Genomic DNA, 19,621 nt, shown 5'->3' with positions numbered 1-19,621 from the left:
GGGATAGAAGAAGTTGACCGAAACCAGTCGTGAAGTCAGCAGGCTGGGCTGACCTAGGTGCATGCTGGTCTGTCTCTCAAACAAGGAGACAGATTATGGAACACGAAGACACTCGCACTTCCGAAGCCCCGCTCAAGTCCACCTGTGTGCCCTGGAACAAGGGAAACTCGTCGGCGCCAAGCCGCCACTGCGACCGAGCCACGTCTGGTCAATCAGGACCAAGTTGCAGATTGAGGGCAAGAAGCGCGAGCCTGCAACGACATCGAACCCCGCCGGCCCCATCGCCGCATCCGAATGGGTCTGTTGCGTCTTTGGCATGCACGGGCCGACTTCACTCGCCGCATGCTCTTGGTCTCGTCAATCCAGAGCGGTTCACTTCCGCGCAAATTTCGCAGCGTGGAACATGACGACTGGTGGCACTGCATTGGTCGCTAGCCTGGCCGCCGGGGCTCAACCAGGAGATCTGGACCAAGCCCGACAGAATGGAGGACTCGGTTTGTTCGTTCGTTCTCTCGTCGGCTTGGATCGCGAAGCAGCGAAACGCGCGTTTGACGGTTTCCTACGCGCGGAGGTACAGCAATCGAGCCCATGCCTCAGTTCCGAGATCGACACGACGCCCAATAAACGACATGATGCCATGGCCGCCTATTGCACCTGGAATCTTTCAATCCGACTCACATGAACCGCGCTCGCAGACTAGCAGCTTCTGTCCTGCTTTTGGTGATGGTGCCGTCGTTGGCGCTGGCGGCGATGCCGTTGCGCAATTGCATTGGGCCATCCGGCCATCAGGCGATTGAATTCGTTATCGATGGCGTATTGCACAGCGGCAATCACGAAAGTCACGAGCAGGCTGCTCACGATCCTGTTGGCTGCGCCGGGGAAGTCGACGCCTTTGCCGACGGCGAAAAATGCACTGACAAAGCGTTGATGGATACGGTTTCTGCGCCGCCGACAGCGCCGGACCTCAAGTTGCTGCCGGCATTTGCGGTGGCAATCCCAGTTCGCGTTCAGTTTCTCTCGCGATCGGGATTATCTGCGGGAGATGGTCTCGCCGTTTTCAACCGTCATCAGACGCAGGTTGATCCTCGCATCGAAGTGCGCCGCACAGTGGTGCTTCTTATTTAGAGCCCTCGTGCCTTTAGGGCTGCTTCTCATCGAGAGAAGCCGATTGCTGTCCCAATAAGCCTGATTGGTCAGACATCTGGAACGATGTGCTCTTCATCGCTGCCCCTTCTAGTGGGCGGCATGGCTGGGTGTGTCACCGAATTCTCGAACAGGTTGGCCTGTCATGAAATCACTCTGGTGAGCGCAAGCTCACCGATGGAGACCACTTATGCATATCGCTTTGCACGCTTCACTTATTGCAACGAGCTTGCTGCTGGCAGCGTCCACGGCCTCAGCGCTGACTTTGGGCGCACCGTCGCGCGTTCCATTAGCCGGTGGCTACGGGGACGTGCACGAGATCGCCAAAAAGCATCACGGCAAACATTCAAAGCGCGGAGGCTGTCGCCTTACCCACGACGGCCTGGTGTGCGGAGGAGGCAATCACGGAGGAGGACACAACAAGCAACACGAGAAGGGACACGGAAACAGTAACGGACACGGGAACGGCAATGGTCATGGTGGAAAGCGTCACTGATCAAGCCATCCGATACAGCAACGTACACATGGAGACGAAAATGAAATCGACTATCCGCATCACTGTCGCAGCCCTCGGTCTCGCCGCACTGTCCTTGCCGGCGTTGGCCGGTGATGATCACGGCCACTGTTCTGGCGCCAACGTCTGTGCCGGCGACGCCGCTTGCGAGAAGCAGGGGTACAAGGAGCTCACGAAGGACGAATGCGCCAAAATTGACGGCGCGAAGTTCGAAGCGTCCTCACACGGGGGCGAAGACCATAAGGACGGTGATCACGACAAACACGGTCACGACAAGAAGTAGTTAGGACGGAGCCGCGCGGTTGAAAAAGTCGCGCGGCTCTTCTCGCCCACGGGCGAAAGAAAGGAGCAGTCACAATGCGCAAATTCTCAATCGCCGGCCTCCTGTGTGCAGGACTTCTTGCTCTCCTCAGTCCGGCTTCGGCCAACGTTGCCACTGGCGCAGTCGGGAAAACACTGGGGCAAGGCGCCCAGTCCGGCGAAGCGCAGGTCATACAAATTCGGCATCGACACTTGAGGCGACATCATCACCACAGACATTGGCGCCACCGCCACCATCGACGCCACTGGTATGGTTTCAGAATACGCCATCACCACCGTCATCATCATCACTGAAGCTGGCTCAAATCGCTAGCCAGGATACCGCCCGACGACACACACGTCGGTTCACCGTCAAGGAGAATGACCATGCTGGGAAATCGCAGTTTGATTGTAATAGCCCTAGCGGGCGCATGCGTGATGGCCGAAGGCCCGGCTAATGCCGCAAGCATGTCGGGACTGGGAACGGCCATATCCGGACAGACCGTCAGCGATGTCGAGCAAGTGGCGCGGCGTTGTAGATATGACAGGCATGGACATCTTAGCTGTCGCAAGGTCCGGCACAGACACTATCGGCGCTACTACTACGATCCCTACGCCGACTACGGCTACTATCCTCGTTTCTACGGTTTTGGACATCATCATCACCATGGGTTCGGACGTCACCATCACCACCATGGCCATCATTAAGCAGCCTTGCAGCACGCAAAAAACTGGAAGGGCGTGGGCTCTTCCAGTTTTTCCTCCTCATGAGGGCACCGCTCAGTCGTCAGCGCAGCCCTTAAGGGAGATGAATAAACTCCGGCAGCCAACCATAAACCCGAGCCAGCTCGATTGCATCGACGGCCGGGATGGCAATGAGAAAATAGCTCGACTCTAAGAAGGTTCGATACACCACTTTCGGCCGGATCGTGAGGTGTTCAACATCCTGATAGGCGCTGAAACGCGGAAAGAATCTCGGAACGCGGCGGGCGTATGCGTCATATTTTGCTCCGAACCGCGCACGCAGAAACGTCTCCTCTTTGAAAACCACCGCCGCAAGAACAGCGCTGGCAGTTAGCGCACAGAGGAGCATCATCACCAGCGAGCTTGTCTGCGCTCCGATGCCTGCGGCACCAATCAGGGTGAACAGGTATAGGGGATTACGCACGACCGAATAAGGGCCGGTCTCGACGAGTACGATCTTCTTGTTGCCGCCAATGTGCAGGGCGCTCCATGTGCGGCCTGCGATCGCGACGAAGATCAAGAAGATCCCTGCGTGCTCGATCTGTGCGTAAAGCAATGGATTGGTATGCAGCCAAACCGCGCAGACGAAGGGCAAGAGCACGGTCACGATCAGGATGGAGAAGGCCAGCACAACCCTGCGCCGCCATTGGACCGCGCTCAGATCGAGTTCTGTCTGAGAAAAGGTGAGTGACATGCAAGCGCCCCCGGAATGAATGGTCCATCGGTTGCTCGCTTCAAAATGCGGCGGCAATGTGTGCAGGTTCAATGCAGGCCGTGGTCATCCCGGCTGTTCCGGCAGTCGCTACTCTCGGTCTGCAGCGTCACATGACGGATCTCGAACCTGTCGTGCAGGACGTTTGCTGCAGCACCGCGGACCACGTCAGCATCCACGCCATCAGTAAGTACGAGATGGGCCGCTAGAGACGGCATGCCGTTCGTCAGCGCCCAAACATGCAGGTCGTGGACATTTCTCACCCCGGCGACTGACGTCAGTTCCAAGGCAACCTTATCGAGATCGATACCTTCCGGTACGCCTTCGAGCAGAATGTTCGTTGTTTCCTTGAGCAGTACCCACGTTCGAGGGAGTACCCAAAGGCCGATGGCGATCGCCACGATCGGATCAACCCAGGTCCAACCCGTCAGCCAAATGGTGATCGCTGCCGCGATGACGCCAATGGAGCCGAGCATGTCGCTCCATACCTCGAGATACGCGCCCTTGACGTTCAGGCTAACGGACTGTCCGGCATTGAGGATTCGCATGGCGACAAGATTGACGACTAAACCGCCCGTCGCGATTGCCATCATTGGTAGCGACTGAACCTCGGGTGGTTCGATGAACCTCTGCACGCCCTCGTAAAGGATGTAGGCCGCAACTCCGAACAGCAGCAAAGCGTTAAAGGCCGCCGCCAGGATTTCGAATCTCTTGTAGCCGAATGTTCTCCGGTTGTCGGCCGGGCGAGCTCCTATTCGAATGGCTGCTAGGGCGATGGCAAGCCCGGCGGTGTCGGTCATCATGTGTGCCGCATCGGACAGTAGCGCTAGGCTTCCGGTGAGCAGCCCGCCCACGACTTCGGCGACCATAAAGGTCGCGGTCAAAGCCAACGCCTTTGTGATCGCTGTGGCATTCATGTCGCCGGTATGATGATCGTGGCCCGCGCCCATGATCGCCTTTCAGAGATACTTTGTGAGAGACCTCGCCTGCTGAAGCGCTTCGCCGGCAGACATTGCGCCGTTCGCAAGTGCCTCCTCGAGGCAGTGGTTCAAGTGGTCGTGGATCATCTCTCGCTTTGCATTTGCGAGTGCGTTCTCGACGGCATGCAGTTGCTGCGCGACATCGACGCACTCGCTGCCAGCTTCGATCATGCTGATGAGGGAGCGCAGATGCCCTTCCGCGCGCTTCAGGCGTTTGACGACTGAAATATAAGTTGTGTCGCTCATGTCCAAATCCTATCCTGGGGGATAGGTTGTGGCAAGTGTGTCGAATTTTGATATCCTGGCTGTGCCATCGTTGCAATTGTCGGTGGTCAACGACTCGTTTACGATTGCATCTCTAACTCTGGGTAATTCGTTCGAAAATGACCATTTGGCAACGCGCTGTAGCCATCTTTACTCTGATGGTTTTTCTGCCGGCATCCGTGCTGGCCGGGACGCCGTTGCGCGTTTGTGTTGGTGCCGACGGTCACCGTGCTATCGAGTTCGTGCTCAGTGGCGATCACCACGCCGCTGCCGAACTGAATGATGACTGCGCCAGTCCCGGGCACCCTGTGGTCGCGTCTGCTTCGCAGTGCACCGATAGCCAGCTTTTGACAGCGGCTCAGAAGCCAAGCCCATCTTCTCAGTTCAAGGCCGGGTTCTCCTACGACGATCTTCCCGTCACTGCGATCTTACCGCGGGTACCCACCTTGCCGGCAGTTTATGCTGGATCTGCGCGTTTGGCGCAGGGCATTGCTGGCGCGCGCCGCAACGCGCAGCTCGATGCGCTGAGGACCATCATCCTCCTTATCTAGGTTTCCCTTCCCCAGAATCTTGTAGGCGCGTCGACGGGGGTCGGCTGCGCTCGTAGCTCTTATTTTCGGGGGAATGCATGCCAGACCATACTGGCTTTAGATCTGGATTACTCGTGGCGTTGACGGCTTCGTTGCTGGCTGGATGCAGCTCTCTTGCGCAGAACCCTGAAATGGGCAGCCTACCTGCGCCGGAAGCCTATGCATCGGATCGCGACCTGCCGCTGCGCCCGGCTGTTCCGCCCGAGCAGCCGGTGCCCGGAGGGGCTGGTGCACCGGCCTATGCTGACACCATCACACTTCGCGATGCCGTAACGCGGGCCATTCTATTCAGCCCCTCGGTAAGGGCGGCTTTTATCGAGATCGATGCACGTCGGGGCGAGGAGGTGCAGTCTGCGGTCAGGCCTAATCCCTCGCTGCTTGTGGAAGCCGAGAATTTCGGAGGCAGCAAGGACAAGAGTGGTTTCGAAACCGCCGAGGAAACCGTCAGCTTGGCCCAGACGGTCGAGCTTGGCGACAAGCGGTTGAAACGTCTTCAGGCCGCACATCTGGATACATCCCTTGCCGGCTGGGATCACGAAACCTTGCGCGTGAAGGTCGCAACTGATGCTGCGCAGGCTTTCGTCGACGTGCTGATTGCGCAGGAGCGTATCAAGGTCCTGGGTGAGTTTGTTTCTCTTGCGAAACAGACACGCACGAGCGTCGACGCTCGCGTGAGGGGCGGCAAGGCAAGCCCGATCGAGCTGGATCGCGCAGCAGTTGCTCTAGCTCGCGCCGAGGCGCTTCAAAAGGGGGAACGGGCGAGGCTGGACGCAGCAAAGCGCAAGCTTTCCGCACTCTGGGGTTCAGCGGATATTGCATTCGGCAGTGTTATAGGGCGGCTCGGAAATGGATATACGGCACCAGCGCCGGAAGCGCTCATCACCCTTCTAGAAAACAATCCCACCCTCGCGCGGTGGGGAGACGAGATCAACCGTCGCGTCGCACAGCTCGACTTGGAGCATGCGAAAGCCATCCCCGATATCACAGTTAGCGCGGGCGTCAGAACTTTCCAGGAGAACGACGCCGCAGCGATGGTGGCGTCCGTCTCGATGCCTATCCCCCTGTTCGATCGCAATCAGGGCAACATCGCCGCAGCGGAGCGCCGAATCGCCAAGGCGGAAAACGAGCAGTTGGCGACGCGTAATGAACTTTACGCAACGCTCGTCGAAGCACTCGGCGAACTCAATGTGGCTGCGACGGAATTGAAGGCACTCGAGAAGGACGTGCTGCCTGGAGCGCAGCGAGCCTACGACAAGACGAAGATCGGCTTTGACGAAGGAAAATTCGACATCCTGAGCGTCCTCGATGTTCAACGCACCGTGTTCGAGTCCCGCCTCGAAGTACTCACGGCGCGCGCTAACTACGAAAAGGCGCGGGTCAGGGTTGAAGCCCTTGTCGGGCGCGACCTGAACGGATTGTGAGCTTGAGGATTGTGATGAACTGGAAGACGAAAATTATTGTCGCTGCGATCTTTGTCGCTGTCGCCGGTTTCATTGGTGTGCGCGAGCTAAAAAGCTCCTGCGCGCCGACGCCGAAAGCTGACGCACATGAACACGCTCATGGAGAATCCGAACAGCACGCGGAAGAAGGCTTCGGCACTAAAGTCTGTGAAGATGGAGTTATCGGAGCCATTCAGGATACGCTGGGTTTTGGCGATAAGCCCGCTGCTATGCCGACCGCCGCTCCCAACGAGGGCGACGGTCACCAGCATTCCGATGGCGAGAAAGCGGCAGGTGGAAAAGACGAGCACGGTCACGCGCATGGAGAAGGTGAAGAGAGCGGTGAAGGGCTGATCAAGCTCAGCGCCGCGCAAATCGAAGCCGCTAGCATCGACATGTCGCCGGTGACGTCGGGCAAGCTGGTCAAGGAGGTTTCCGTTCCTGGTCGTATCGCCATCAACGCTGATGGCCAGGCAAAAATCGTCCCCAAACTCTCTGGCACTGTTGCCCGCGTCGAGAAGCAACTCGGCGACAAAGTAAAAGTTGGCGATTTGTTGGCTGTTCTCGAGAGCCGCGAAATGGCGGATGCCAAAGCGGACTACCTTGCGTCGTGGCGTGCTGAGGAACTGGCTCGCTCGATATATGAGCGCGAAGAGCGGTTATGGACGCAGAAGGTGACTGCCGAACAGGATTACCTCACTGCAAAGAACGGGCATCAGGCTGCAAAGATCAAGCTCGATCTCGCCCACCAGAAGCTTCACACCATCGGCCTGACGCATGATGAGATAAAGGCGCTTCCAAAGCTCTCCGACGAAGGTCAATTCCGCTTCTATGAGATCCGAACGCCAATCGACGGCAGTGTGACCGCGCGCGATATCGTGTTGGGCCAGACGGTCGGCACTGACCGTGAGATCTTCACCATCGCGGACGTCTCGAAAGTCTGGATCGAAATGGCGATCCCTCCGGGAGATTTAAGTTTCGCGAAGCAAGGTCAGGATGTGCGTGTCGAGGCCGGGCAGCAAAAGGCCACAGCGAAGATCATTGCCCTCAGTCCGTTGATCGATCCGGAGACCCGGTCCGCAAAGGCTATTGCCGAGCTGGACAATGCAGGTTTGGTCTGGCGCCTCGGCGATTACGTCAATGCTCGATTGCTGTCGGGTGAGCAAGAGGCAAACCTCATCGTTCCGCTCGCCGCGATACAGACGGTGGGCGGCAAATCGGTAGTCTTCGTCAACGAAGGCGGCGGCTTTCGCGCTCGTCCTGTCACGACCGGCCGTGAGGATTCTGTGAATGTCGAGATCCTCTCGGGCCTCGAATTTGGCGAGACGGTTGCAACATCAAACACCTTCACGCTCAAGGCCGAGCTCGGAAAATCCGAAGCTGAGCACGAGCACTAGGGGCGTTGTCATGATTGAACGTATCCTCAGTTTTTCCTTGGCCAATCGCTTCCTAGTTGTCCTGCTTGTGGCAGCTGTGGCCGCATTTGGCATCCGCTCGTTGCAACGACTGCCTATCGATGCGGTGCCTGACATCACCAATAATCAGGTGCAGATCAACACCGAGGCGAGTTCGCTTTCGCCTTTCGAGATCGAAAAGAGCGTTACCTTTCCCATTGAAACGGCGCTTGCCGGTATTCCTGGCCTTTCCTACACGCGCTCGCTGTCTCGTAATGGCTTCTCTCAGGTGACGGCAGTCTTCAATGAGGACGTCGATATCTACTTTGCCCGCACACAGGTCGCCGAACGCATCGCTCAGGCCAAGGGCGATCTTCCAGCAGGCGCCGAACCGCGCATGGGCGCCGTATCGACCGGTCTTGGCGAAGTGTACATGTGGACAGTCCACTTTGAGCACCCGCGCGGCAAAGGCGCCGAGGTCAAAGACGGGCAGCCCGGATGGCAGAGCGATGGCAGTTACCTCACGCCTGAGGGGCTGAAACTCACCAAAGATTTTGAGTTCGCAATGTACCTGCGCACGGTGCAGGACTGGATCATCCGGCCGCAGCTCAAGGGTGTCGAGGGCGTTGCGGAGGTCGACTCCATCGGCGGTTACGAGCAGCAATACCATGTGCAGCCAGATCCACAGAAGCTGCTCTCGCTTGGCCTCTCTTTCTCCGACGTGATTACCGCTCTGGAAAAGAACAATAGCGGCGTGGGTGCGGGTTATATTGAGCAAAAAGGAGAGTCATACACCGTTCGCGCCGACGGGCGCTTGGAGACGGCCAGCGACATCGGCAACGTCATCATTACCAATAAAAATGGCGTTCCCGTCTTCCTAAAGGACGTTGCGGAAGTCGGTATCGGTCGCGAACTGCGCACCGGATCGGGCAGCGAAGACGGGAATGAAGTCGTCGTTGGCACGACCATGATGCTCAAGGGCGGTAACAGCCGCATCGTCTCAAATCTCGTCGATGAGAAGATGCAAGCGATCAGCAAGGCGCTGCCTCCTGACATCACGGTCAAGACCGTTCTCAATCGGACGCAACTCGTTGATGCGACCGTTAGGACCGTGGCAAAGAACCTGGCTGAAGGCGCGCTCCTCGTCATCGTCATACTTTTTCTGATGCTGGGAAATCTTCGCGCAGCGCTAATCACTGCGCTTGTTATTCCAGTGACCATGCTGATGACGATCACCGGCATGTTGGAAACGGGAATCTCCGCCAACCTTATGAGTCTGGGTGCGCTTGATTTTGGTCTTATCGTCGATGGCGCCGTCATCATCACCGAGAACGCGCTCAGGCGGCTCGCAGAACGGCAACATCATGAAGGACGCTTGCTAACGCTTGAGGAGCGGCTTCACGAGGTGATGGTTGCGAGTAAGGAGATGATCCAGCCCACGGTCTTCGGCCAGATCATCATCATCACCGTCTACTTCCCCCTTCTTACCTTCACCGGCGTCGAGGGAAAGATGTTCGAGCCGATGGGCCTGACGGTCATCATCGCTCTGGTATGCGCTTTCGTTCTTTCGCTCACGTTTGTGCCGGCCATGCTCGCAATCTTCGTCACGGGTCGTGTCGAGGAGAAAGAGAACTGGATCATCCGGACGTCGAAGGCGCGGTATGCACCCATCCTGAAGGCGGCTCTCAGCGAGCCACGCTTCGTAATACGGCTCGCGGTGGCGCTGTTCGTCTTCAGCGTTCTGCTGTTTACGCGGCTGGGACAGGAATTCATCCCGCAGTTGGATGAGAAGAATCTCGCCATGCACGCCATGCGCATTCCCTCGACCTCGCTGACACAGTCGACGGAAATGCAGCTGAAAGTCGAAGGGGTGGTGCGTAGCTTCCCTGAGGTCGCCTTCGTTTTTTCGAAGACAGGTACCGCCGAGATGGCGGCTGATCCCATGCCTCCGCATGTGTCGGACACCTTCATCATTCTCAAGCCTCAGTACGAGTGGCCTGATCCGTCAGAGTCGAAATCCTCCCTCCTGAACAGGATCGCCGAAGCGGTGGGGCTCTTGCCGGGCAATAACTACGAATTCACCCAACCTATCCAAATGCGCTTCAACGAACTCATATCGGGCGTGCGAAGCGACGTCGCGGTCAAGGTGTTTGGTGACGATTTCGATCGGCTCGGGAACACGGCGAACAAAATTGCCGGCGTGCTGCGGTCGGTTCAGGGCGCCGCGGATGTCAAGGTCGAGCAAACCACAGGCCTGCCGATGCTCAACGTCAAGCTGAACAAGGAGGCTGTGTCACGCTACGGTCTCAACGTCAGCGATGTGTTGGACGTGATTTCGATCGCGGTCGGCGGCCGGGAAAGCGGTCTTGTTTTTCAGGGCGATCGACGGTTCGATATCGTCGTCCGCCTTCCCGACCAGCTGCGCGACGACATGGCCGAGCTCGAAAACCTTCCGGTGCCAATCCCCGACACCGACGGGGAAAGCGGAAGGAGGGCGAATTTTATTCCGCTGAAAACACTCGCCAGCTTTGTCGTCGAGGAAGGCCCCAACCAGATCAGTCGCGAGAACGGAAAGCGACGCATCGTCGTTCAGGCTAACGTGCGCGGACGAGATATTGGCTCCTTCGTTCTTGAAGCCCAGGAAAAGATCGATGCCCAGGTCAAGGTGCCACCTGGTGAATGGCTGACCTGGGGCGGGCAGTTTGAGAACCTGCAGGCCGCGCGGGCGCGTCTGATGATTGTCGTGCCGGCATGCTTCTTCGTCATCTTCCTCATGCTTTTCACGGCGCTCGGAAACGTCCGCGAGGCGCTGCTTGTGTTCTCAGGCGTTCCTCTCGCGATCAGCGGAGGCATATTGAGCCTTTATTTGAGGGACATGCCGTTTTCGATTTCGGCTGCGGTTGGCTTCATCGCTCTCTCCGGTGTAGCTGTGCTCAACGGCCTCGTCATGGTCACTTACATCAACCAGCTGCGCAAGCAGGGCCTACCCGGTGACCAAGCTATCTTTGACGGCGCGATGACACGCCTCAGGCCGGTTCTCATGACGGCTCTCGTGGCGTCGCTCGGTTTTGTCCCCATGGCAATTGCGACCGGTACTGGCGCTGAAGTGCAAAAGCCTCTCGCCACCGTTGTCATCGGAGGCTTGATCAGCGCCACCGCGCTAACCCTCGTCGTTCTTCCAGCACTCTATAAGCGCTTCATCCTTAAAGGGGATGAGCCGGAAATGATTGGAGACGCACCAGCCAAGAAGGAGTTCGCCTAATGTCGACCACCAGCAGAGCAGTCGCCTTTGCCGCCATCTTCGGCTGCGCAGCGCTGTCCCCCGGATATGCCGAAGACAACGGCCGGGCTCAAAAAGACAAGGACCACGACGTTCAGGTCGCGGCCAATGACGGGCACGATCACGGCAATGATGCGCATGACCATGCCAAAGATCATGGTCACGAAGACAAAGGTCACTTTGAAGCAAAGACGTTTGCTACGGCGAAAGAGGCTTGGGCGTTCATCGCCTCAACGACAGCTGACGTCGAAAAGCTGGTGGCAGAAAAGAAAATCGAACCAATTCACGAACTGGCCGAGCACATCGCCAGTGCAGTGCACGCGCTCGAAGACAAGTCCGACATGGTAACCGGCGATGCGAAGACAAAGCTCACGTCGGCGCTCAAACAACTCGATAAGGCAGCCGACGATCTGCATCACTCAGCCGAGAAGAACGACTCTGATGCCACCGCTTTGAACCTGAAAAGGGTCAAGGGTTTGCTCCCGCTCGTGCAAGGTCTCTATCCGGCTGGAGCTCTCTAGGCCTCCGAGGATGTCGCCCTCCTACCCCCGGGCGGCATCCTCCTTCTTTGGAGGATGGGCTTTGACAAAGAAATCTAAGATTTGGATTGCTGTCACCGGCGCGGCATGGGCTGCCGTCAGCTCGTCGGCTTTAATAGCTGTTACGCCGAGCCTGGCTCGTGGCCAACCTATTGATGGTTCGACGGAGCAGATCCACGATCGTGCAGCACAAGCCCTTGTGCAGGGAAGGCTGTTGGAGGCGCTTCAGGGTTTCAATGAAGTCCTGGAGCGGGAACCCTTCAACGCGTCAGCATACTATAACCGTGGCAACGTGCGGCACCTGCGCCGGGAGTTCGAGCTCGCCCTGGAAGATTTCACGTCGGCCATTAAGTACCGCCCCGGGTTCGCCGCAGCGTTTATGAACCGAGGCGTGGTCAACTCAAACCTTAGTCGCCTCGATGACGCACTTTCCGATCTCGACAAAGCGGCCGAGTTTGATCCCTCTAATCCAGACGTGTTCTTCAATCGCGCTATCGTTCAGGTGAAACGCGATGCGATGGAGAGCGCGCTATCCGACTACGAGAAAATAGTTCAGCTTGATGGGTCCGTCGCAGGAGTGGCTCAAGCCCGGCTTAGATTGAGCGCGCTTCTAACCCAGGTTGACGAGCTGGCTGTTGTCGGAAGGGAACGTACACGCCGCATCGTCGCGGAAATCGATCATGCAAGGTCCGTGGAGGCTGTGCTGGCATTTGCGGAGCGGACCTGCATCCGGCTTGGCGATGACCATCAGGCACTAGTCAACGTTGCCCAACTGGATGGCTGGACCAGCGCGACCGCAGCGCAGCTGGCTCGGGGAAGCACAGCAAACCATAAGCTGACTGCTGGTTGGATGGCGACGAACAATCTCGGAAGCATCGCTATCGTGCAATCCCAATCCGTTCCTGAACCTCACTTGGTCTCTTGCTCCATCACGGCCAAGCTTGGCGACCAACATTGGTTTGAGGACTTGGCGACGCTATTCAGCAGCAAATTTGGAGCGCCCAGTCTGGTTATTCGAGAGTTCGATGACAAGAGAGTGAGCCAGCAGGTTGTGGTTAGAGAGGATCAAGCTCGGGTGGAGGTAATCCTGCAGCAACCGACTGCGGGGAACCTAGTCACGATCGGCACGAGGCACAGTCGGGAATTCACGCGTGATGCAGCCAAGTAGTTGTTAAGTTGAGAGAGAGGATCTGATGACAGTCCGAATGTTCTTCATTGGTTGTTTCGTGTGGATGCAATTCCTGGTGGGCACGCAGCTAGCTGCCGCTCATGAGATGCCATGGGCGTCAGGAGACAGTCGCATGAAGGGTTTTGGGCGCTGCGCAAAAGGCCCATGCCAGAAGCGTTACAACTTTGCCGACAGCATGCCGCATCATCATCATGGTCTCTGTGTGGTGATAGGGTCTGCTGTTCATTCCCCGCTCGAAAGCTGCGCGAATCGTGCGCGCAATTTACCCGGTTTGTAGGAGCGCAGGGTAGTGACCGGGATTTGCGACGACACACGCGTTGCGCAGCGTCGATGCGAAACGCGACGAACGCTAGCTCGAGGCATTGCCACCTCTAAATTGCAATGAAGGAACGACGGAAGGGCCTATCTGCTGCTCTGGATGACATGCAGGAGCGTGAAGATCCAACAGGCATGCTTGAACTCGATGGCGCAGCACGCGGCTATCGGCAAACCTTGAGGATTGTCATCGCCATCTCGGGGGCCATGTTCGCGCTCGAAACCATAGCCGGCTATCTGTGGGACTCGCATACGCTGCGGGCGGACGCGCTGGACTTTTTGGACGACGCGTTGATCTATGCCCTAAGTCTCGCGGTCATTGGCGTCGATACCCGCACTCGCCTGGCCGTTGCGCTGTGCAAGGCCGGGATTATGTGTGCGATGAGTCTGTTAGTGTTAGGCTCGGCTCTATTTCACATATTCACGCCTGAGCTTCCTCGCGCGGATGTCATAGGTGCGGTCGGTGTTCTTGGCCTAGCGTCAAATTTGACGTGCCTCGTTCTCTTGTCAGTTCATAGGACAGGTCAACAGAATCTACGTGCAGACGGAACCGCTCCCCGCCCCGATATCGCGGGAAATATTACTGTTATCGTGACTGCTGGCGCAGTTTGGTTGTTCGATTCTGCCTGGCCTGACCTTTTTGTTGCGATCGCCGCTTGCTTGCAAATGCTCAAATCGAACGCGCCGGTAATGCGAAGGACCGTTCAAACGTATTGCAGCAGCCGGAGGTGACAATATCCAGCCGAGTGTTAAGTGAACCATAGGGTAGGGTGTTCCGGTCTGTTGTTGACCGGCAATTCCAACCGGGGTTTCAGGATGGGCTCGCTGCTTACGCGGGGCTGCGTCCGACCCACATCTAACCAAATCGACAACAGCCAACGTAAGTCGGCCCGATAGTCTTTGAATTTGCCAATGCATTCGACTGCACTGCATGGGTTTCACTCCAGCGCGCGGGAGGACCTGAAGAGGCGGCGCGGAGCTGGATGTGCTGCAGTAGCCCATGAGCACCGCTCCGCTGACCTCGTCGGAAAGAACTTCATGATTTAGTGCAACCGTTCCGCAGGTCGCGGCTTGACCGCATGTGCGATTCACGATCATGGGCGAAGTGCAATTCACCGTTCGGATATAGTCTGCTGTTTCCGTGCTCGGAGTTCTGACGCGTACGGCAACTCAGAAAGCGGCACAATCGATGACTTGGTCTCCAAGCGTACGCGTCGCTACCGGTACTTTTTTGGCACTCATTCTGATGTCGCCTATCGTGGCGGCAGAGGACAATCGGCCCGCCGCCGGTATCCAAGACAACTCATTCCTGATGGAGGAAGCCTGTAATCAGGAGCCAAGTGTCGTACGGCACATCAACACTTTTCGCCGCCTGGATAGCAATTGGTTTTGCAGCTTCACCGACGAGTGGCCTCTCGTAACTCAACTGCATCAAGTCTCGATCTCGGTCCCATACTCTTGGCTATGAGATCAGGGCGATGACGCCAGCGGCTTCGGCGATCTGCAGCTCAACTACTGCTGTCAGCTGAGACTGCGCAAAGGCCAGCAGTTGCCCCTCGGCCCACACTGATTTTGCCGACCGGAGATGAAGGCAAAGGGCTCGGAGAGGGATCGACAGGCTTTCAGTTTAATCTTCCTATCAAGATCGTCTCGGATCGGGTGACGCTGAATGGAAATGCAGGCTTCACCACATATTTCGACGTCTACGGAGAACAGCCGAGCGCCTACAATCTCGGCGGCAGCGTCGCCTTCCTCCTACTAACGAACAAACGGCCTGCCAAACTGCGACAATGTCGCCTACGACGAAATCTCTTTCTCGCCCCGACCTGGATTGAGCAGCCGCAGCGCATTTAACGTAACAAGCACCGTAGCGCCGGTGTCGGCCATGATAGCAGGCCAGAGCCCTGTGATGCCGAGTAATGTGGTGACGAGGAACACCGCCTTAAGTCCGAGGGCGATGGTGATATTCTGCCAGATGTTGCCCATTGTCCGCTTGGAGAGCTCGATCATAGCGGCAACGTCTCGCACGCGGCCGTGCAGCACTGCGGCATCGGCCGTCTCGAGCGCTACATCGCTGCCTCCGCCCATCGCAATACCGACGTCTGCTGCCGCGAGGGCCGGGGCATCGTTGATGCCGTCCCCAACTTTGGCCACGGTGCGGCCTTCCGACTGAAGTTCGGAAACTATGCGCAGCTTATCCTCCGGCAGGAGCTCGGCGCGCGCCTCCATAGCAAGCGACTTAGCGATAGCGGTTGCGGTGCGTGTATTGTCGCCGGTGAGCATCACGGCTGGGATGCCCATCTGATTCAGGGCGGCGATCCCTGCGACGGCATCGGCACGTGGCTCGTCGCGCATGGCGATGACGCCCGCCACATCCTTGTCGACGACGAGGACAGATACGGTTTTTCCCTCGTCGTTGAGGCGACCGATCCTCGCCGACAGATCATCCGGCAGCATAGCCCGCTTGCGCGCAGCGCCGGGCGAGCCGAGAAAGACCTCGCGGCCGTCGATTGTGCCAACCACGCCCTCGCCACCGATCGCGCCGGTGTTGCTGGCGGCATTGGGCGCAATTCCGTCGTGTGAGGCACGTGCCAATATCGCCTTCGCGAGCGGATGGCTGGAACCGGCTTCGAGTGAGGCAGCAAGTGCAAGGAGTTCGCCTTCGCTGCGGTCAACCGAAATGACATCCGTGACCTGCGGCTTGCCTTCGGTCAAGGTACCTGTCTTGTCGAAAGCAACCGTCGTGACGTTGCGCAGATTTTCCAGCACCGCGCCGCCCTTCATTAGCAGCCCACGCCGTGCGCCGTTCGAGAGGCCTGCCGCGATTGCGGCGGGCGTCGAAATAACGAGGGCACACGGGCATCCGATCAACAGGATCGCAAGGCCTTTGTAAATCCATGGGCTCCAGGGTGCCCCAGTCAGCAGAGGTGGAGCAATCGCGACCAGGGCACCGAGCGCCAGCACCGCTGGCGTGTAGTACTTGGAGAACTGGTCGATGAAGCGTTGTGTCGGCGCCTTCGCTTCGTGCGCTTCCTCGACCAGCTTGACGATGCGCGCAATGGTGTTGTCGGCCGCCGCCGCCGTGACGCGCAGTCTCAGTGAATTGTTCTGGTTGATGGTCCCGGCGAACGCGCGATCTCCGACGCGCTTGCGTTTCGGTGTCGATTCACCCGTGACCGGCGCCTCGTCAATCGCGCTATCGCCCTCGACGATGTCGCCGTCGGCCGGGATACGATCGCCAGGGCGCACGAGAATGATGTCTCCGACCGCGAGGGTGTCAGCTTGCACTTCGGCAGTCCTGCCGTTGCGTTCGACAAGCGCGGTTTTGGGCACCAGCTTGGTCAGGTCCGAGATGCTTGCACGTGCGCGTCCTGCGGCCACGCCTTCCAGCAGCTCACCCACGAGAAAGAGGAACACGACGGCAGCGGCTTCCTCGGCGGCATTAATCGCAATCGCGCCGACGGCGGCAATCGTCATCAGAGTTTCGATGGTGAACGGCATGCCGATGCGGGCAGCCGAAATGGCGCGCCGGGCGATGGGAATGAGGCCGACTGCCATGGCGAGGATGAAGCCCCATGGTGCGGTCGCCGGGACAAGCCTGCCGGCGGCCCACGCCAGGGCAACCGCGATGCCGCAAGCGATCGTGAGACGGCCCTTTGGTGTTCCGTACCACTGCTTATTGGTCGGTTGATAAGCATCGCCGTGAAGCGGCCCCGTCCGATCGCTTTTTTCGCCAATGCCCGCCGGTTCCGGCGCAGGCACGTCCTCGCTGTCTCGCTCACGCTTCGCGACGGTGTTCAGAGGCTGAATCGTATAGCCGAGAGGCGTGACCGCCGTAGCCAGCGCATCGTCGAGTCCCGGCTTATCGCGGTGCTTCACCCTCATGGTGCCTGAGGCAACAGACACATTGACATCCGACACTTCGGGCAATCTACGCACGGCGCGGTCGATTTTCGCGGCGCAACCCGCGCAATCCATGCCGCCGATGCGATACCGAGTTTCAATTATGTCAACCATGGCAGCCTCCGAGGCGGGGTCATTGACTTGGCCAGAGCCCTACAACCTCTAGCCACCAGAAAAGCAAGAGAATAGTTACTGAGGAATGCCTGCTTGTCGGCGAGACCGCGCTGGCCGGGGAAGCCCCACCACTGCCCTGTGCTTGTGCTGTGCCCTGTGCGCAACATGAGTGTGCTGACGCATTAAATACCTACGCTATTGCGATTGAATTCGTGCACGGAGGTTGTGCAGAATGGTGGTCCTATAGGTCGTGTGATCAGTTCCTTGCATCTCAATTGTGAGGGAATTCATGAGGCACGCTTCCAAGCTTTGGCTATCACAAACTGCTGCGGCACTTTTGGGGGTGTCAGGTGTTCAGGCCGGGCAAGACGCTAATTTCATTCTCTATAACCAACATATGGAGGAGAAAGGCGCTCTCGATGTCGAGGTTTATTCCGATTTCAGCCATGTAGGCGACGGTGAGGCAAACTACACAGCACAGCTTTTCGAGATTGAGTACGGCGTCACCGACCTTTTCACGACTGCAATTTATCTTGAGGGCGTGAAAAATTACGACGCGGGCGAGAATTACGATTTCGGGAGCTTCCGTTTCGAAAACCGATTTCGGCTCTTTCGAGGCGAGACACTGTTAAATCCAGTTCTCTACGCGGAGTATGAATACAAGAAGCCGAACAGCCGCTTCATCCGCTCCGTGGTCGGTCGGACAGATGGCGAGGAGGAGGAAGCGGAGGCTGGCGAGGAAGAAAGCGAGCACGAGCTAGAAAGCAAGCTCATCCTCGGACGGGACTTAACGAGCAATCTGAACGTCGCGTTCAATACTATCCAAGAAGTCAACTTCGGAGATGGTTTGTGGTCGTTCGGGTATGCGGCTGGGCTCAACTACGTGTTCTTCCGCGCCTATGAGGGGTCCGAAGTGTCCAGCACCTCGAGTGAAACCGGCCTAGAGAAGATGACGCTCGGCGTTGAGCTGTACGGCGGCCTCGGCGACTCGCACAAAGGTCTTACCCTCGACGGTAGCAGCACGGAACAGTACGCGGGGATCAACCTGCGCTTCGATTGCAAAAACGAAACGCACTTCGGCGTCGGCGGCGCCTTTGGTCTGACCGATGACAGCGAGGATGCAATTTTGCGGTTAACCGCCGGCTATGAATTCGAGTGATTAGTGGGGCGCTGTAACTTGTTTGGCACGCGAGCGATTGGCCGTGCGCCTTGTCCCTAATTCGCATGACGCAGCGGATTTCTCCTTCGGAAGGGCGCCTCACCGCATTATCTGTGCGAACGTGGCTAAGATTCACGGTTTGACAGTCACTGTTTCGATCATCGCCGCACCCGAAGGGCGAAGGAGTACTTCGTCACGATCGACGGAGTGATGGCAAGGCAGGTCACTACTATTTTTGTGGCAACGTCCACTTTCTCGGCACGACGGTCAAAGCGTTATGGCAGGTTCGTCCCAGCAGCTGACATTGGTGAAGCGACGAGCGGCGCCGATGGTTCTTCCCTCGAAAAGCCCGCTGGTCGATCCTGAGCGGACGTCCGAAAACGACGGCCGTTGGGAGCAAATGACCCTGTAGCGGACCTGAAGAGTTTGCGAAGCTACTAGTGCCTTCGATACGCGCGGGAGCGTGGCCAACCCGCGCGCTGTAAGGGTCATGTCAGTCCGCGTGGCGTCGCCTGTGCCAGCCCGTGCCAGCGCGCTCACGGCAGCTCCCACTTGCTACTGTAGCGACCGCCGAACAACGTCTCCGTCAACTGGTCGTACTGGTACGTGCCGCCACCGTCGACATCCTTGAACTTGCCCGTGCCGCCGGTCGCCTTGTAGGGGTTAGTCTTGAGGTGAGAACCTTCTTCCCACGTTACGGAAATGGTGTCGCCACCCGTGTTCGTGGCTGTGCAGGTTCCACTGCCCTTCCAGCTGCCGTCGGGCATGTACTCGTACTTTCCCTCACACGCCTCCGTCGCTTTCAACGCGGCCGGATCGTCCGGAACCTTGACGCAGCGGCCGGAGTAATCAACCAGCTTGTGCCCCTTCTCGGGCTCCTTCTCATCCCATTTGTCGCTCACGCAGACGAGCACGCCGGCTTCTTCGACGGTCTTGCCGGCTTGGGCCGCGCCGCAGCCGAGCACAATGAGCGTCGCGGGAAAGGCGACGAGCAGTCGCTTGAAATTGTTGGTCATATCACTTCCTCGCAATTGGATGGGTC

At 58.0% G+C, this 19,621-nt stretch carries 16 protein-coding genes; 10 read left to right on the top strand and 6 right to left on the bottom strand.

Annotated features, from left to right (window positions below; genetic code table 11):
- Window positions 1–678 precede the first annotated feature (678 nt).
- Both PE058_RS07105 and PE058_RS07100 read left to right on the top strand, forming a co-directional pair.
- A complete protein-coding gene (locus tag PE058_RS07105; RefSeq protein WP_156827602.1) occupies window positions 679–1,125 on the top strand; it encodes a hypothetical protein in 447 nt (148 codons plus the stop codon).
- A 554-nt stretch (window positions 1,126–1,679) separates the two neighbouring features.
- Window positions 1,680–1,940 carry a hypothetical protein gene (locus tag PE058_RS07100; RefSeq protein WP_156827603.1) on the top strand — a complete coding sequence of 87 codons (261 nt, stop codon included), beginning with the start codon at window positions 1,680–1,682 and terminating at the stop codon, window positions 1,938–1,940.
- A gap of 86 nt (window positions 1,941–2,026) precedes the next feature.
- On the opposite strand, the gene PE058_RS07095 is transcribed toward PE058_RS07100, so the two are convergent.
- The 4 genes from PE058_RS07095 to PE058_RS07080 form a co-directional block, all read right to left on the bottom strand.
- Window positions 2,027–2,266, bottom strand: coding sequence for a hypothetical protein (locus PE058_RS07095; RefSeq protein WP_271030223.1), 240 nt, complete (start codon window positions 2,264–2,266; stop codon window positions 2,027–2,029).
- A 490-nt stretch (window positions 2,267–2,756) separates the two neighbouring features.
- Window positions 2,757–3,395 (bottom strand): methyltransferase family protein, encoded by a 639-nt coding sequence (locus PE058_RS07090; RefSeq protein WP_020088076.1) that lies wholly within the window; start codon window positions 3,393–3,395, stop codon window positions 2,757–2,759.
- A 68-nt stretch (window positions 3,396–3,463) separates the two neighbouring features.
- Window positions 3,464–4,363: a cation diffusion facilitator family transporter gene (locus tag PE058_RS07085; protein WP_020088077.1), complete on the bottom strand. Its 900-nt coding sequence runs from the start codon at window positions 4,361–4,363 to the stop codon at window positions 3,464–3,466.
- A 9-nt stretch (window positions 4,364–4,372) separates the two neighbouring features.
- Window positions 4,373–4,639 carry a metal-sensing transcriptional repressor gene (locus PE058_RS07080; protein ID WP_271030222.1) on the bottom strand — a complete coding sequence of 89 codons (267 nt, stop codon included), beginning with the start codon at window positions 4,637–4,639 and terminating at the stop codon, window positions 4,373–4,375.
- A 137-nt stretch (window positions 4,640–4,776) separates the two neighbouring features.
- Between PE058_RS07080 and PE058_RS07075 the strand changes: the two genes are divergently transcribed.
- From PE058_RS07075 to PE058_RS07045, 7 genes are all read left to right on the top strand, one after another.
- Complete coding sequence (locus PE058_RS07075; RefSeq protein ID WP_271030221.1) at window positions 4,777–5,208, top strand: hypothetical protein; 432 nt, start codon at window positions 4,777–4,779, stop codon at window positions 5,206–5,208.
- Between the two features lie 77 nt (window positions 5,209–5,285).
- Window positions 5,286–6,668, top strand: a complete 1,383-nt coding sequence (locus PE058_RS07070; protein ID WP_271030220.1) for a TolC family protein — start codon at window positions 5,286–5,288, stop codon at window positions 6,666–6,668.
- A 14-nt stretch (window positions 6,669–6,682) separates the two neighbouring features.
- Complete coding sequence (locus PE058_RS07065; RefSeq protein ID WP_156827605.1) at window positions 6,683–8,083, top strand: efflux RND transporter periplasmic adaptor subunit; 1,401 nt, start codon at window positions 6,683–6,685, stop codon at window positions 8,081–8,083.
- Window positions 8,084–8,093: 10 nt separating this feature from the next.
- A complete protein-coding gene (locus PE058_RS07060) occupies window positions 8,094–11,342 on the top strand; it encodes an efflux RND transporter permease subunit (RefSeq protein WP_271030219.1) in 3,249 nt (1,082 codons plus the stop codon).
- On the top strand, window positions 11,342–11,881 hold the full coding sequence (locus tag PE058_RS07055; RefSeq protein ID WP_020088084.1) for a hypothetical protein: 540 nt from the start codon (window positions 11,342–11,344) through the stop codon (window positions 11,879–11,881). The genes PE058_RS07060 and PE058_RS07055 overlap by 1 nt, the downstream gene beginning before the upstream one ends.
- A gap of 61 nt (window positions 11,882–11,942) precedes the next feature.
- Window positions 11,943–13,067, top strand: coding sequence for a tetratricopeptide repeat protein (locus PE058_RS07050; protein WP_271030218.1), 1,125 nt, complete (start codon window positions 11,943–11,945; stop codon window positions 13,065–13,067).
- A 444-nt stretch (window positions 13,068–13,511) separates the two neighbouring features.
- Window positions 13,512–14,135, top strand: a complete 624-nt coding sequence (locus tag PE058_RS07045) for a cation transporter (RefSeq protein ID WP_198011258.1) — start codon at window positions 13,512–13,514, stop codon at window positions 14,133–14,135.
- 1,065 nt (window positions 14,136–15,200) lie between these two features.
- On the opposite strand, the gene PE058_RS07040 is transcribed toward PE058_RS07045, so the two are convergent.
- Window positions 15,201–17,420 (bottom strand): heavy metal translocating P-type ATPase, encoded by a 2,220-nt coding sequence (locus PE058_RS07040; protein ID WP_271030217.1) that lies wholly within the window; start codon window positions 17,418–17,420, stop codon window positions 15,201–15,203.
- A gap of 289 nt (window positions 17,421–17,709) precedes the next feature.
- On the opposite strand from PE058_RS07040, the gene PE058_RS07035 reads away from it, so the two are divergent.
- The gene (locus tag PE058_RS07035; RefSeq protein ID WP_271030216.1) at window positions 17,710–18,579 is read left to right on the top strand and encodes a hypothetical protein; all 870 of its coding nucleotides are present in this window, start codon (window positions 17,710–17,712) and stop codon (window positions 18,577–18,579) included.
- Between the two features lie 536 nt (window positions 18,580–19,115).
- Here PE058_RS07035 and PE058_RS07030 read toward each other — a convergent pair.
- On the bottom strand, window positions 19,116–19,595 hold the full coding sequence (locus tag PE058_RS07030) for a hypothetical protein (RefSeq protein ID WP_271030215.1): 480 nt from the start codon (window positions 19,593–19,595) through the stop codon (window positions 19,116–19,118).
- Window positions 19,596–19,621 lie beyond the last annotated feature (26 nt).

It is taken from the genome of Hyphomicrobium sp. DMF-1, from assembly GCF_027886585.1.
GTDB classification, from domain to species: domain Bacteria; phylum Pseudomonadota; class Alphaproteobacteria; order Rhizobiales; family Hyphomicrobiaceae; genus Hyphomicrobium_C; species Hyphomicrobium_C zavarzinii.
This window is presented reverse-complemented; position numbering and strand designations above follow the sequence as displayed.

Excerpts from the sequence above, each read along its gene's own strand:
- PE058_RS07075 (WP_271030221.1), top strand. The coding sequence starts at position 4,777 with ATGACCATTTGGCAACGCGCTGTAGCCATCTTTACTCTGATGGTTTTT.
- PE058_RS07080 (WP_271030222.1), bottom strand. The coding sequence starts at position 4,639 with ATGAGCGACACAACTTATATTTCAGTCGTCAAACGCCTGAAGCGCGCG.
- PE058_RS07085 (WP_020088077.1), bottom strand. The coding sequence starts at position 4,363 with ATGGGCGCGGGCCACGATCATCATACCGGCGACATGAATGCCACAGCG.
- PE058_RS07070 (WP_271030220.1), top strand. The coding sequence starts at position 5,286 with ATGCCAGACCATACTGGCTTTAGATCTGGATTACTCGTGGCGTTGACG.
- PE058_RS07040 (WP_271030217.1), bottom strand. The coding sequence starts at position 17,420 with ATGGTTGACATAATTGAAACTCGGTATCGCATCGGCGGCATGGATTGC.
- PE058_RS07105 (WP_156827602.1), top strand. The coding sequence starts at position 679 with ATGAACCGCGCTCGCAGACTAGCAGCTTCTGTCCTGCTTTTGGTGATG.
- PE058_RS07055 (WP_020088084.1), top strand. The coding sequence starts at position 11,342 with ATGTCGACCACCAGCAGAGCAGTCGCCTTTGCCGCCATCTTCGGCTGC.
- PE058_RS07065 (WP_156827605.1), top strand. The coding sequence starts at position 6,683 with ATGAACTGGAAGACGAAAATTATTGTCGCTGCGATCTTTGTCGCTGTC.
- PE058_RS07030 (WP_271030215.1), bottom strand. The coding sequence starts at position 19,595 with ATGACCAACAATTTCAAGCGACTGCTCGTCGCCTTTCCCGCGACGCTC.
- PE058_RS07035 (WP_271030216.1), top strand. The coding sequence starts at position 17,710 with ATGAGGCACGCTTCCAAGCTTTGGCTATCACAAACTGCTGCGGCACTT.
- PE058_RS07060 (WP_271030219.1), top strand. The coding sequence starts at position 8,094 with ATGATTGAACGTATCCTCAGTTTTTCCTTGGCCAATCGCTTCCTAGTT.
- PE058_RS07045 (WP_198011258.1), top strand. The coding sequence starts at position 13,512 with ATGCAGGAGCGTGAAGATCCAACAGGCATGCTTGAACTCGATGGCGCA.
- PE058_RS07095 (WP_271030223.1), bottom strand. The coding sequence starts at position 2,266 with ATGATGATGACGGTGGTGATGGCGTATTCTGAAACCATACCAGTGGCG.
- PE058_RS07100 (WP_156827603.1), top strand. The coding sequence starts at position 1,680 with ATGAAATCGACTATCCGCATCACTGTCGCAGCCCTCGGTCTCGCCGCA.
- PE058_RS07090 (WP_020088076.1), bottom strand. The coding sequence starts at position 3,395 with ATGTCACTCACCTTTTCTCAGACAGAACTCGATCTGAGCGCGGTCCAA.